Below are 13,052 nucleotides of genomic sequence, written 5' to 3' on the forward strand. Positions count from 1 at the left end.
TAGAACAAAAGGAAGCCATTCTCCGGCAAATGATGGCGCCGGAGAAAAGGTAGGAATGTCTATCCAGCAGGCGTCCCAAAGTTAAATGCCACCGATACGCGCGGGCGCGTACCAAAAAATGGATCAACCGAATGCAGTAACCATGACGGGAAAACCAGCAGCATGCCCGCTTCGGGCGTGATTTTCTCTGTGTATCCGGCAGTGACACAGCCCTCGATTCGAAACCGCAAGAGTGGGTCATGCATGGCCGGCAACAGGCCGCGTGGGTCGTAGAAAAACAACTCTCCGCCACAGGCCGGCCCCGCACCGCCATCGTCAACGTAATAGATGGCAGACCAGAACGCGCCTGCATGACCATGGACGGCATTGCTGGCGCCGCTGGAATTGATGTTGACCCACGCGTTCATGCGCCACGCCAATGCTGCCTCGATCAAGCCGCCGGGCACGTGGACGGCAGTGGCTGCATCGACCACGGCGGTCACCATCCGGCACAGGCTCTGCGCCGCCGGCAACGCCAGCGTCTGCAGGTTATCGTCCGACTGCCAGCCGCCGAGATTGCTGTGGCGACGGCCAGGCTCCTGCGCAGGCTGCGCCAGGAAGTGTGCAAGCAGCGCGTGATTCATGTCTGCCGCGCCGTCGAGATGGCTGATTAATAAAGGCGTGCAGAATAGTTTGCGTACCGTAATTTCTGGTGTCGTCATAAAAATTCATTTTCCATGGGAACACGATCAGTTTTATCGAGCAAGATTGGTGTACTGATCGCAGACGCGGTGCCGTTACCCCGGTTGATAAAGTAGCGCCGCAGCCACTGTTCCACGTCATCCACGTAGGTAAATACCACCGGTATCACCAGCAGGCAGAGCAAGGTTGAGGTCAACAGGCCGCCGATCACGACGATGGCCATCGGCTGGCGAAAGCTCGGCTCGGCGCCCAGGCCGAGCGCATTCGGCAGCATCCCGGCCGCCATCGCGATGGTGGTCATCAGGATCGGACGGGCGCGCTTGTGGCAGGCATCGACCAGGGCGTCGAGCCGGCCCACGCCATGGTCACGGCGCGCCATGACGGCATACTCCACCAGCAAAATCGAGTTCTTTGTGACGATCCCCATCAACATCAGCAAGCCGATGATCGCTGGCATCGAAAAAGGCATCTTCGCGATCAGCAAGGCGAACAGCGCGCCACCGAGGGAGAGCGGCAGCGCGCACAGGATCGTGGCCGGTTGCAGGAAATCGTGAAACAGCAGCACCAGCACCGCATACACGCACAGAATGCCGATTGCCATGGCCAGCCCGAAGCTCTGGAACAGCTCAGCCATGCTTTGCAGCTCCCCCTGGTCGACCTGGTGTACGCCCGCGGGCAATTGCTGCATGGCAGACAATTGTTTGACCTCGCTATCGACATCCCCCAGCGCGCGGCCATTGAGTTCAATCGACAGGGTGATATTGCGCTCGCGATCGATGCGGTCGATTTGCGCCGGGCCGCTACCCATCGCCAGCGTCCCCAGCGCCGCGACACTGACCATGCCCTTGCTGCCGGCCACGCGCAAGCGTCCGATATCATCCAGATTCCTGCGCTCCGCGGGATCGATCTGGGCCCGCACCGTGAGCTGGCGTTCCGGCAGGTTCAGTTTTGGCAGCGCACTGGCATAGTCGCCATAGGTGCCGATCCGGATCGCTTCGGCCAGCGCTTCGGTGGTCACGCCCATGGCGGCGGCGCGGGCGAGATCTGGCTTGAACACAATCTCGGGTTGCTGGAGCGCGGCGCTGGAACTGACATTGCCGATCCCTTGCAGCGTGCGCAACTGGGTTTCCAGCGCCGCCGCGCTCGCCTCGAGTCCGTCCGGGTTGCTGCCGGCCAGCGTAATCTGCAGTTTTTCGCCGCTGTTGCCGCCGCCGACCGCCACCCGGGCGCCGGGCACCTGACGCAGCAACTGGCGGATGTCCTCCTCGACCCCGGCCTGCTTTTGCTGGCGCTCGCCGCGCGCCACCAGGTCCACAATCAGGCTGGCCTTGCGCAGGCCATTGCTGTTCTCGCTGCTGCCGTTGCCCACCGCGACAAACACACTTTTTACCGCAGGCAGTGTCCGCACCAGTTGGGCCGCCTGCAAACTGGCTGCGCGCGTTTCCGTGATCGTGCTGCCCGGCGCCAGCTCGATGGCAATCTGCGTCTGCGCCTTGTCCTGCGCCGGAAAGAATGCCGTCTTCAGGGACAGCACCATCAGGGCCGACAGCACCAGGAAAGCGCCGGCCGCGAACGCCGTCCGGCCGCGCTGACCGATGCTGCTGCGCACCCAGCCCAGGTAGCGGGTCATCAGCTTGCTGTCGTGCTGTTGGCCCACGATGTCCTTCAACAGGTAGGCCGCCATCATCGGCGTGAGCAGGCGCGCGACCAGCAGCGACATCAATACCGCCACCGACGTGGTAATGCCGAACTGGCGGAACACCAGGCCCGCAATGCCCGACATGAAGGCGGTCGGCAGGAACACGGCGACCAGCGTAAAGGTCGTGGCAATCACCGCCAGGCCGATCTCGTCGGCCGCTTCCATGGCGGCCTGATACGGCGTCTTGCCCATGCGCAGATGGCGCGCAATGTTTTCAATTTCGACGATGGCGTCGTCGACCAGCACGCCGACCACCAGCGACAGCGACAGCAATGTGATGGTGTTGAGAGAATAGCCGGCCAGATAAATCACGCCGAAGGTCGGGATGATCGACAGCGGCAGCGCCGCAGCCGAGACCAGCGTCGCGCGCCAGTCGCGCAGGAACCACCACACCACGGCAATGGCCAGCAGTGCGCCTTCGATCAGCATCTCCATCGAGCCACGGTAATTGTCTTCGATCGCGGCGACCGTATTGCTCGCTTCGGCGAGCGCCACCTGCGGATGCAGCGCGACGAATTTGCCCATTGCGCTGCGCACCCCGCGCAGCACGGTCACGTCGGAGTTTCCCTTGGCGCGCGTGATCTGCAGGCCGACGACAGGCTTGCCATCGCGGTAAGCGTAAGAACTGCGTTCCGCCGCGCCGTCGCTGATGCGTGCGATACGGTCCAGCCGCACGCGGCGGCCGTCGCCAGTGTTGATGGTCAATGCCGCCAGTTCCTGTACCGACTCGACACCTGCCAGCGTGCGTGCCGACTGGCGCTGCCCGCCAATGTCGGCGCGGCCGCCGGAGCGGTCGCGCTGCATCGCCTTCACTTGCAGCGAGACGGTTTTGGCGTTCAGCCCCAGGCCGGCCATCGCGGCCGGGTCGAGCTCGATGCGCACTTCGCGGCTGACGCCGCCCACCCGCGTGACCGCGGCCACGCCTTTCACGGCCAGCAGCGCCTTGCTGACGTCGTTGTCGACGAACCAGGACAGGTCTTGCTCGTCGAGCACGCTGGACGCCGCCGTGTAGGTCAGCAAGGCGGTCGGCGCCGCTTCGCTCTTCGACACCGTCGGGTCGGCCATTTCCGCCGGCAAGTCGGCGCGCGCGCTGTCGACCGCATTGCGCACTTCGCTCAATGCGGCCTGGGCATTCTTTTCCAGCTTGAAACTGACACTGATATTCACGCCGCCATCGTTGATGGTGGTCGTGACATGGTCGAGCAGTGTCAGGGAGGTCAACTTGTCTTCGATCTTGCGCGCCACCTCGTTTTCCAGCTGCGACGGCGCGGCCCCTTCCAGTGCTGCGGAAATGGTAATCATGGGCAAATCCATGTCGGGGAAATCCTGGATCTGCAACCTGCTGAAACCGACCAGTCCAAACACCGTCAACAGCGCGAAACACAGGATCGCCGGCACCGGGTTGCGAATCGACCAGGACGAGATATTCATGATGTGGCCTTGCGCAGCGGCGGCGTGACAGCGATCACCTTGACTGCGACACCGTCGGACAGGAAAGCGGCGCCAGTCGCGACCACGCGCGCAGTGGCATCGAGGCCGGAGAGTACTTCGACCCGGCCATCCCTGCGCCGCCCCGTCAGCACCGTGCGGCGCGCCACTTTCGCGCCATCCGGCGCCAGCACATACACGTCCACGCGGCCGTCGCGCGCCACCAGCGCCGACTCCGGCAGCGACAAGGCCGTGGTGTGCCCCAGCTCTATCCTGCCGCTGGCGAACATGCCGCTGCGCGCGCCATGGCCGGCCGCGAGGCTGACGTACACCAGCGCGCGGCCGGTACTGGTCGACAAGGTGGGCGCCACCAGGCGCACCACGCCGGGCACCACGCTACCCGAGGGCAGCTTGACCAGTGCCTGCTGTCCCGCCTGCACCCGCGCCAGTTGCTGTGGGTCGAGTTCGGCCTGCCATTCGACCCGGCCCTGCCGCACCAGCCGAAACAGCTCGGCGCCCGGACTCACCACGTTGCCGAGCAGCGCTGCGCGCGCCGAGACGACGCCGTCGTCGACCGCCACGATGCGGGTCTGCGCCAGCGTGATGCGCTTGCCTTGCAGCTCGGCCAGGGCCGAGTCGAGCGCCGCCCGGCCGCTGGCCGCGCCAATCCGGTATTCATCGATTTTTTGACCCGACAAGGCGCCGCTGTCGGCCGCCATGCGCGCGCGCTGCAGGTCGGCCCGCGCTTTTTCCTCAGTGGCGCGGGCCTGGGCCACGGCGCCTTCCTGCTTGCGCACCTCGGCCGTGGCACTGGCGTCGGCCAGCTGGGCCAGCAACTGGCCGCGTTTCACGCTGCTGCCGACGTCGGCGTACAAGGCGGTGATGCGCAGGCTGCCGGTCTCGGCACCGATCACCGCTTCCTGCCAGGCCGCCAGACTGCCATCGACCTCGATGGTGTCCGGCCAGCTCTGGCGCAAGGGCTCGGTCAAGTTGACGCTCAGCGCCGCCGGCGCGCTGGCCGGCACGGCAGCGGCGACCTTGCTGGCGGGGCGCAGGCACCACCACGCCAGTAGACCGAGCAGCAGCGCGCCAAGCACAAGGCGCATGGGTTTTCGATGGTGGACGAGGCTCACTGCGACACTCCTGGTAAAGATGTGGTGGTAGCGCTGGCCGGCGGCGCGCTGCTGATTCCGATGCGCCAGCCCCCGCCGACGGCCTTGTACAAGGCGATCCAGTAACGGACGCGGTCGCGTTGCAGGCCGATCAGCGTGGTCTCGGCGGTAATTGCGGTGCGGCGCGCGTCTTCCAGTGTCAGCAAGCTGTCGAGGCCGGCGCCCCAGCTGGTTTCGATGGCCGTGGCGTAGCGCCGGTACTGGTCGGCCGAACGGGCGGCCTGTTCACTTTGCAAGGCCGCGCCATTGAGCGCAACGAGGGCCTGCTCGACATCCCGCACGGCGTTGCGCACGGCGCTGCGGTAGGTCGCCAGCTGGAGCGCATAGGCCGCCACGGCGCTGTCCACGGCGGCGCGCCTGGTGCCGGCGTCGAACAGCGGAATCGACAAACTGGGGCCGAACGACCAGAGCGTGCCGGGCGAACCGGTGTGCGCTGCGGACGCGGAGATCGCGCCAGACAGCGTGAGGCTGGGCAAGCGGTCCGCGCGGGCCTGTCCAATTGCGGCGTAGTTCGCTGCCAGGGTGCGTTCGGCGGCCGCCAGGTCGGGCCGCTGGCGCACCAGGTCGGCCGGCAGGCTGCTGACCTGAAAGCCGCCGGGCGCGGGTAGCGCCGGCGCCCCCGGCCGCGCGACCATGGCGCGCAGCGCCGTTTCGTCCACGCCAGTGACGGCCACGAGCGATTTCACCAGGTCATCGCAGGCAGCCTCCTGCTGTGCCGCGGTCGTCGCGGCGCGCGCGACACTGGCTTCGGCCAGATAGCCGTCGGCGCCGGTCGACAGCCCGGCCCGTACCGCCGCGCGGGTCGACAGCACGGTCTGTTCCTGCGACGCGGCGGCGCGGCGATAGGCGCTCACCAGCAAGCGGCAGGCGCGATATTGAACGTAATCGTCGGCCACTTCGGCGCCCAGCGACACGCGCGCGTCGTGCCAGTCGTCAACGCGCGCCTGCAGCTGTGCCTGGGCCGATTCACGGCTTGAACGGGCCTTGCCGAACAGGTCGATTTCCCAGGAAGCGTCGAGTCCACCCTTGCGCGTGATGGCGCTGCTGCTGGCGTTGTTCACGTCGACGGCGCCGGTCTGGTTGCTGCGCGTAACGGACGCGCTCCCCGTGACGGCGGGCCAGGCCGCCCCGCCGCTGGCCAGAACGGTGGCGCGCGCCGTGTCGATTTGGGCAAGCGCCCGCGCCAGCGTCGGGCTGTCGGCCTCGGCCAGTGCGACCAGTTGCGCCAGCACCGGGTCGTCAAAACCCGACCACCAGTCCACCAGCGCCTGGGTGCTGCCCTGGTGCGGCGTCGGGGCATACCACTGCGCCGCCACCGGCATCGGTGGCGCCTGGTAGGGTTGCTGCAGCGCGCAACCGGTCAGCGCCAGCGCCGCGGCCGTCAGGGTCAGCGCCGCCGGCCAGCGCAAGCTGGGGAGCGCAGGCGACGCGCGCTGCGGCGATCGAAAAGCATTCAAGCGGAACATGGCTAGCCAGCGGAGTGTCAGATGCGCGCATTGTGCGTGAGCAATGTGCAGGAATTATGAAGATCGCTGGTTTGCCTTTATCGCGACGGTCTGGCGCTGTATAGTTTCCGTCAATCACATCCGATCGCGCCGCCGATGAACCTCAGAACCAGCATTACCGCCAAATTGTTTTTGTCCGTGCTCGCGGCATGCGCCACTGTCTTACTGGTCCAAACCCTGACCTTCCGGATCAGTTTCCAGCGCGATTTCCTCGATTATCTGAATGACCAGGGCAGCGCCAGCATGGCCCGGCTGATGCCGCGGCTGGCGGCAGCCTACCAGCAGCGCGGCAGCTGGGCGTTTTTGGAGAGCGATGGCACGGCGTGGGTCGAGCTGATGCGCCCGCAAGGCGATTTCGACGAAATCACCCGGAATCTCTCGATCGCGGACCAGACCGGGGCGCTGATGCGCACGGGATTGCTCGACACGCGCCTGCAGCGCATTGCCGGCAATTTTCGCGTCAGCGCCAGTTCGATGCGGCAAGCGGTGATCGTCGATGGCCGCACCGTTGGCTGGCTTGCCATGCTCCCGTTCCAGGAAATGATGTCGATCAACGACGCCCGCTTCCTTGAAAAACAGCGCCGGGTCTGGGCGATCATCGGCGTCGCGTCGCTTGCCATCATCGCCCTGCTGACCTTTTTTCTGACCCGTCCATTGTTGCGCCGCGTGCGCACGCTGGCCGGCGCCACGCACCGCCTCGCGGCCGGCAATTACGCCTCGCGCATCGAAGTCGGTCCGCTCGACGAGCTCGGCACCCTGGCCCAGGACTTCAACCGCATGGCCGGGGCGCTGGAACGCAACGAGGGCGCACGGCGCGCGCTCATGGCCGACATCTCGCACGAGTTGCGCACGCCGCTGACGGTGATGCTGGCCGAGCTCGAAGCAGTCCAGGACGGCATTCGACAACCCGGCCCGCAGTCCTTGCACGCACTGCACCAGGAGATGACGCGGCTGGGAAAACTGATCGACGATTTGCACGACCTGGCCCTGACTGACATCGGTGCGCTGGCCTGTCAAAGGGTGCCGGTCGACCTGGCGACGATACTGCGCTCGGCCCTCGACGGCATCGACGAACGGCGCCAGGCGAAGGACCTGCAACTGGTCGTGCAGATTGCAGCCGTTCCATTGATCATCCTGGGCGACGAACGGCGCCTGCATCAGCTGTTTGCCAATTTGTTTGAAAATACGCTGCGCTATACCGACCACGGCGCGCAGGTGCACGTCGCCTGCCTGCGCAGCGCCGATGCGGTCACGATTCTCGTCGAGGACAGCGGGCCCGGCGTGCCGGAAGATAAACTGGCGCGCCTGTTTGAGCGATTTTACCGGGTCGAGTCGTCGCGCAACCGCGCCAGCGGTGGCAGCGGGCTGGGGCTGGCGATCTGCCGCAACATCGCCGAGGCCCACGAAGGCCGCATCAGCGCCAGCACCTCGCCCCTGGGTGGCCTGCGCATCTCGGTGGTACTGGCGCTGGCGCTGGCGGCAGCATGACCGGCACGCACCAGGATCATGTCCTGATCGTCGAGGATGAACCGAGAATCGCGGCGGTTCTGTGCGACTACCTTGCCAATGCGGGCTACCGCCACCATTGGGTCGCCGACGGCGCGGCGGTGGTGTCGGCTTTTCTCGCACAACAGCCCGACCTGGTATTGCTGGACCTGATGCTGCCCGGCCGCGACGGCATCGATCTGTTTCACGAACTGCGCCGGCATGGCCAGGTCCCGGTCATTATCGTGACGGCCAAAGTCGAGGAAATCGACCGCCTGCTGGGCATGGAGATCGGCGCCGACGATTACATCTGCAAGCCGTTCAGTCCGCGCGAAGTGGTGGCGCGGGTGGCGGCGGTGCTGCGCCGCCATCGCCATGTGCCCCAACCCGCCATCGCCGACCCGCTGGCGATCGACCCGGTAGCATGCCGCGCCAGCGTCAACGGCCATGCCCTGAATCTGACGCCGGTGGAATTCCGCCTGCTCAGCCTGCTCCATGGTGCGCAGGGGCGCCTGTATTCGCGCAACGATCTGCTGGAGCGCCTTTACGATGATCGACGCGTGGTGACCGACAGGACGGTCGATAGCCATGTCAAGAACTTGCGCAGAAAATTGGTCGAAGCAGGCGGCCATGAAGAATGGATTAAATCCATTTATGGCGCCGGCTATCGCATGGAACTGAAGTGAGGCCACGCGTGGATTGCCACCACGAAGGCAGCGTTACGCCGGCGGTGATTGATGAAAAATGTGTAGGCCAGCATGACGTGCGCCTCACGCTTTTTGGGTGCACGCATGCACGGCGACAGGGCACTGGACCAGAACCAAACGGACGCCGGCATACTGTTGTTCGTAGGCCGAGTAGCTCCCGGGCTCGCCGTAGCGTGGGCTGGCGATGCCCCATACTGTGGCCGCACGGTCCATTGCGCTTGTCAGGTACGGATCGAGTTGTGCGCGTGGTGATGCCTCGCGCCGCTCCGCAATGCCGCGTGGCAGCCCCCAGCGGTCCCAGAAGACGGTTTTACCGAGGCACACCCGCTTGGCAACATAATGAAATGCATCGCGCGTGCCGTCCAGTTGCCGATAGCTTACAAACTCCATTTTCGCCTCACGCGCCATCTGGAACCAGGCGTCGACCAGTGCGCCATCCTCCAGCGCGCGCATACCCTGCAAATACTGGCCAATGTGGCGCTCGGGGTTGGTCCACAAGCGCGCCGAGCCACCCGACTTCAATACGCCGCGCGCAGTCCCAAGCAGTTCGGTGGCGTCACGCATCGGTATCCATGCGGATCGCGGCCCGGCGGTAAAGCGGGTGCCGGCGCAGCCATGTTCGATCGATGCGACTTCGATGCGCGCGTCAATTCCCGGCGGCAGGCTGCCCCAGGGTGTTTTCAACTGAGACACCAGCCAGATAACATCGTGCTCGCGCACATCACGGACCCAGCCGTTGACGGCGTGCGTCACGTGAAACGCCGGCCGCGCAAAGTGTCCCGTGGACGCCGTCACTTCCCCAACCTCCATGGGGAAACGCATCCTGATGGTACGGCAGACGTAATGCATGAAATGGGCAACCATCGTCAATTCCTCCATTCGCGCTTCTGCAAGCTCGTCGGCAAGCATAGGCCGACTTGCACGACGCGGCAAATCAAGCTGCGTGCGCCTCAACATTTCATGTCAGAAGCGTGCAAAAAAAACAACAGCGAAGTGCTTGCCATTTTGATCAAGCACACCAATACTGTAATGACACCCGCAATTGCCGTGATCCAGCATCAGCACTACAAGGTCCGCCCGCCTGCAGCACCATCCGTTGTCGCCACGAAGCAAAGGATGATTCAGCCATGACCAAACGCAGCTTCGCCGAGCATCTTGACCATGCACTCGCACCGAAACGCATCCTCGCTCTCGACGGCGGTGGACTGCGCGGTATTCTGACGATCGCCATTCTGCAAAAAATCGAAGACGTTTTGCGCGACCAGGCCGGAGCGGACGAAACGTTTCGCCTCAGCGATTATTTTGACCTCATCGGTGGTACCTCGACCGGCGCCATCATCGCCGCCGGCCTGGCACTTGGCATGTCGGTCAAGGAAATCCGGGACCACTATTTCCGGCTTGGGCAGTCGGCTTTCCAACCGAGCATCTGGAAAGATGGTTACCTTAAGCAAAGATACGACGCGAACAAGGTGACTGCTGCACTGAAAGGCGTTTTCGCTGAACGCACGCTAGGGTCGACGGACTACAAAACCGGCCTGGTCATCCTCTGCAAACGGCTTGATACGGGTAGCCAATGGGTACTCAGCAACAACGCGAATGCGCGCTACTTCCATGCAGATGGACGCGGAAACACCGTTCCCAACAAGGATTATCCACTGTGGTCGGTCATCCGGGCCAGCACGGCGGCACCGACCTACTTCGCGCCTGAGCACATCGTGGTCAAGGCTGCCGACGCGGCGGCGGGGCATGCCGCTGTCGAGGGCGAGTTTGTCGACGGCGGCGTCAGTACGATGAACAACCCGGCCTTGCAACTGGTACTGGCCGCAACTGTCCCGGGCTACGGTTTTGGCTGGCAGATGGGCGCGGACAAGCTGTCGATCACCTCGGTTGGTAGCGGGCGCAATGGCCAGCCCCCCGGCATGTCGAGCGGTCTCAATGCGCTCGCTGCAACGCATGCGGTGAAGGCGCTCAAATCGGTACTGGAAGACTGCGAGGACCTGGTGGAGACAATGCTGCAGTGGTTGTCCGACAGCCCGACTGCGCGCCCGATCGACTGCGAATTGGGTACGCTTTCCGGTGCCTGGCCCGGCGCAGGGCCCAGCCTGCGCTATCACCGTTACAACGTGCAGTTCGATCAGACCTGGCTGAGCAATGAGCTGGGTCAGGAGCTCAACGCCGAGATGATCGAAAGCCTCGCACAAATGGACCGCCCAGGCAACATGAACCAGCTGGAGGAAATCGGACAGCGTGCGGCAAGCCGCTTCGTTCAGCCCGAACACTTCATGCGTGGCTGAACAAGAACATGCGCATATTCATCATTCGTCCGTTCGCGATCAAGGATGGCATCGACTTCGACAAGGTGGAAGCCGATTTGATCCAGCCAGCGCTAGCGAAACTGGGTCACATGGATCTGCAGGTATTCGGCTCGACGACAGCGCGAATCATTAAACAAGGCAATATTCGCGAAGATATGTTTCGCCTCATTGCCGTTGCCGATCTCGTCATTGCGGATATCTCCATCCACAACGCGAATGTCTTTTACGAGCTGGGAATGCGGCACGCACTCAAGCCGCGCCACACATTCATGATCCGCTGCAAATCGGAGCAGCAACATCCGTTCGACCTGCAGACTGACCGATACTTTTCGTACGAAGCAAGCAATCCGGGCGCAAGCGTCGCCGCTCTGGCCGAGGCATTGCGCGCCAGCCTCAACTCGCCTCAGGCCGACAGTCCCGTGTTCACGCTCCTGCCGCAACTGAAGCCGCACGGGCGGGGCAAGCTCGTCAGTGCGCCGCGCGCTTTCCAGGAAGACCTCGAGCGCGCCCGCATCGGGAAGCACTACGGCACGCTGCGCTTGTTCGCACAGGAGGCGGCCGCGTACGAATGGGACCAGGAAGCACTGCGCATGATCGGCAATGCGCAATTCAAGCTGCGCGCGTACGCCGGCGCGCGCACGACCTTCGAACTGCTGCGTGGAACAGATGGTGAGCACGTCGAGGCAAACCTTCGGCTGGGGACGATCTACCAGCGCCTCGCGGCCACGGAAGCACCCGCACGCAAGCTGGAGCTGATGGCAGAGTCGGCAAGCGCCATTCAACGGGTCATCGACGGCAGCCATGCGAACGCCGAATTAGTGGAAGCGCACTGCCTGCTGGGCAGCAACGAAAAATCACGGTGGATCGACGAACTCGCTGGCCGTGCTCCGCTGGAACAGCAAGCCGCAACGCTGCGTTCGGTCCATTTTATGCGCATGCGCAGTCATTATCTGGCTGCCACCAACCTGGACCTGAACGCGCATTACTCTGCCATGAATGCGCTGGCGATACTTAAAATACAACAAGCATGCGCCGTTTCGCTGCCCGACGCCTGGCAGCAGTCGCATGATACCGATGCCGGCGCGACTGCTGCGCTGGCCGCAATCGACACGCTGGCCGCGCGGCTGGTGGCGACGCTGCACCTGGCACTCCAGTTGGACACGGTCCTTGGCCTGCGCCCGGGCATGCCAGATGCGTGGGCGCCCAGCAGCCGAGCCGATTTACAGTTGCTGACCGCGCCCGGGCGCACGGAACGCGTGGCACAGTACTACCGGCAAGCCGTGACCGGTGACGACTGGTTCGCACTGGACGCGACCCGGCGCAACCTTGAAATCTACAAGAATATGGGCTTGTTCGAGCCCGGCGTCAGTGCCGCGCTGGAAGAGATCGAAAGCGCCATGGCAATCGGGGGCCAGCCGCCGCCCAGGCCCGCCAAAGTACTGCTCTTCACGGGACATATGATCGACGCTGCGGATAAACCGGAGCACTTGTGGCGCTTTCCGCGCACCGCCCCCGCGCAGGCGCGCGCCCGTGAATTGATTCGCTCGGCAGTGGCGGACGAAGTGGCCGGGGTCAACGGGCAGGTATTGGGTTTCGCCGGGGGCGCATGCGGGGGCGACATCCTGTTCCACGAAGTCTGCGCGGAGCTCGGGGTCCCGACCAGGCTGTTGCTCGCTCTGCCACCAGAGCGATTCCAGGTGACCTCGGTGCAGCACGGAGGCGCGAATTGGGTCGAGCGCTTTCACGCCCTGCTGGAGCGCCTCCCTTTCGATGTACTGCAAGCGTCTGTGGTGCCGCCGACGTGGCTGGCCGGCAAACAGGAAAATTACATCTGGACCCGCGCCAACCACTGGATGATGTATAGCGCGATGAGTACCGGCGCCGCCACCAGATCGGTGCTGGCACTGCTCAATCGCGCCCATGCGCCCCAGGGGCCTGGTGGTGCGGCCGAGTTCTTCGATGAAGCCAGGGATAATGGGTTCAAGCCGGTCGAACTGGATGGACCGGCACTGCTGAACCGATCAACCGATCCAGCAGGGTCTGTTTTGTAGCCAGAAAGG

General features: G+C 64.2%; 9 protein-coding genes. 4 read left to right on the top strand and 5 right to left on the bottom strand.

The features are described from left to right. Nucleotides 1-59 precede the first annotated feature (59 nt). Genes V6M87_RS25040 through V6M87_RS25055 form a run of 4 tightly spaced genes read right to left on the bottom strand, consistent with a single transcriptional unit; the run spans nucleotide 60 to nucleotide 6,446 of the window. Nucleotides 60-701 carry a TIGR02466 family protein gene (locus tag V6M87_RS25040; protein ID WP_332879400.1) on the bottom strand — a complete coding sequence of 214 codons (642 nt, stop codon included), beginning with the start codon at nucleotides 699-701 and terminating at the stop codon, nucleotides 60-62. Continuing rightward, nucleotides 698-3,811, bottom strand: coding sequence for an efflux RND transporter permease subunit (locus V6M87_RS25045; RefSeq protein WP_332879401.1), 3,114 nt, complete (start codon nucleotides 3,809-3,811; stop codon nucleotides 698-700). The genes V6M87_RS25040 and V6M87_RS25045 overlap by 4 nt, the downstream gene beginning before the upstream one ends. After that, nucleotides 3,808-4,914 (bottom strand): efflux RND transporter periplasmic adaptor subunit, encoded by a 1,107-nt coding sequence (locus V6M87_RS25050; protein WP_332879402.1) that lies wholly within the window; start codon nucleotides 4,912-4,914, stop codon nucleotides 3,808-3,810. The genes V6M87_RS25045 and V6M87_RS25050 overlap by 4 nt, the downstream gene beginning before the upstream one ends. 23 nt (nucleotides 4,915-4,937) lie before the next feature. Beyond that, nucleotides 4,938-6,446, bottom strand: a complete 1,509-nt coding sequence (locus tag V6M87_RS25055; RefSeq protein ID WP_332879403.1) for an efflux transporter outer membrane subunit — start codon at nucleotides 6,444-6,446, stop codon at nucleotides 4,938-4,940. A 135-nt stretch (nucleotides 6,447-6,581) separates the two neighbouring features. On the opposite strand from V6M87_RS25055, the gene baeS reads away from it, so the two are divergent. Both baeS and V6M87_RS25065 read left to right on the top strand, forming a co-directional pair. Further along, a complete protein-coding gene (gene baeS / locus V6M87_RS25060; RefSeq protein ID WP_332879404.1) occupies nucleotides 6,582-7,973 on the top strand; it encodes a sensor histidine kinase efflux regulator BaeS in 1,392 nt (463 codons plus the stop codon). Continuing rightward, on the top strand, nucleotides 7,970-8,656 hold the full coding sequence (locus V6M87_RS25065) for a response regulator (protein ID WP_332879405.1): 687 nt from the start codon (nucleotides 7,970-7,972) through the stop codon (nucleotides 8,654-8,656). Before baeS ends, V6M87_RS25065 begins: the two co-directional genes overlap by 4 nt. A gap of 84 nt (nucleotides 8,657-8,740) precedes the next feature. On the opposite strand, the gene V6M87_RS25070 is transcribed toward V6M87_RS25065, so the two are convergent. Beyond that, nucleotides 8,741-9,586, bottom strand: a complete 846-nt coding sequence (locus tag V6M87_RS25070; RefSeq protein WP_332879406.1) for a hypothetical protein — start codon at nucleotides 9,584-9,586, stop codon at nucleotides 8,741-8,743. A gap of 218 nt (nucleotides 9,587-9,804) precedes the next feature. On the opposite strand from V6M87_RS25070, the gene V6M87_RS25075 reads away from it, so the two are divergent. After that, nucleotides 9,805-10,971 carry a patatin-like phospholipase family protein gene (locus V6M87_RS25075; protein WP_332879408.1) on the top strand — a complete coding sequence of 389 codons (1,167 nt, stop codon included), beginning with the start codon at nucleotides 9,805-9,807 and terminating at the stop codon, nucleotides 10,969-10,971. Nucleotides 10,972-11,081: 110 nt separating this feature from the next. Continuing rightward, nucleotides 11,082-13,043 carry a tetratricopeptide repeat-containing protein gene (locus V6M87_RS25080; RefSeq protein WP_332879409.1) on the top strand — a complete coding sequence of 654 codons (1,962 nt, stop codon included), beginning with the start codon at nucleotides 11,082-11,084 and terminating at the stop codon, nucleotides 13,041-13,043. Nucleotides 13,044-13,052: the final 9 nt, after the last annotated feature.

It is taken from the genome of Massilia sp. S19_KUP03_FR1 (assembly GCF_036688685.1).
Lineage (GTDB): Bacteria > Pseudomonadota > Gammaproteobacteria > Burkholderiales > Burkholderiaceae_D > JALYUM01.

Excerpts from the sequence above, each read along its gene's own strand:
- V6M87_RS25065 (WP_332879405.1), top strand. The coding sequence starts at position 7,970 with ATGACCGGCACGCACCAGGATCATGTCCTGATCGTCGAGGATGAACCG.
- V6M87_RS25075 (WP_332879408.1), top strand. The coding sequence starts at position 9,805 with ATGACCAAACGCAGCTTCGCCGAGCATCTTGACCATGCACTCGCACCG.
- V6M87_RS25050 (WP_332879402.1), bottom strand. The coding sequence starts at position 4,914 with ATGCGCCTTGTGCTTGGCGCGCTGCTGCTCGGTCTACTGGCGTGGTGG.
- V6M87_RS25055 (WP_332879403.1), bottom strand. The coding sequence starts at position 6,446 with ATGTTCCGCTTGAATGCTTTTCGATCGCCGCAGCGCGCGTCGCCTGCG.
- V6M87_RS25040 (WP_332879400.1), bottom strand. The coding sequence starts at position 701 with ATGACGACACCAGAAATTACGGTACGCAAACTATTCTGCACGCCTTTA.
- V6M87_RS25045 (WP_332879401.1), bottom strand. The coding sequence starts at position 3,811 with ATGAATATCTCGTCCTGGTCGATTCGCAACCCGGTGCCGGCGATCCTG.
- V6M87_RS25080 (WP_332879409.1), top strand. The coding sequence starts at position 11,082 with ATGGATCTGCAGGTATTCGGCTCGACGACAGCGCGAATCATTAAACAA.
- baeS (WP_332879404.1), top strand. The coding sequence starts at position 6,582 with ATGAACCTCAGAACCAGCATTACCGCCAAATTGTTTTTGTCCGTGCTC.
- V6M87_RS25070 (WP_332879406.1), bottom strand. The coding sequence starts at position 9,586 with ATGCTTGCCGACGAGCTTGCAGAAGCGCGAATGGAGGAATTGACGATG.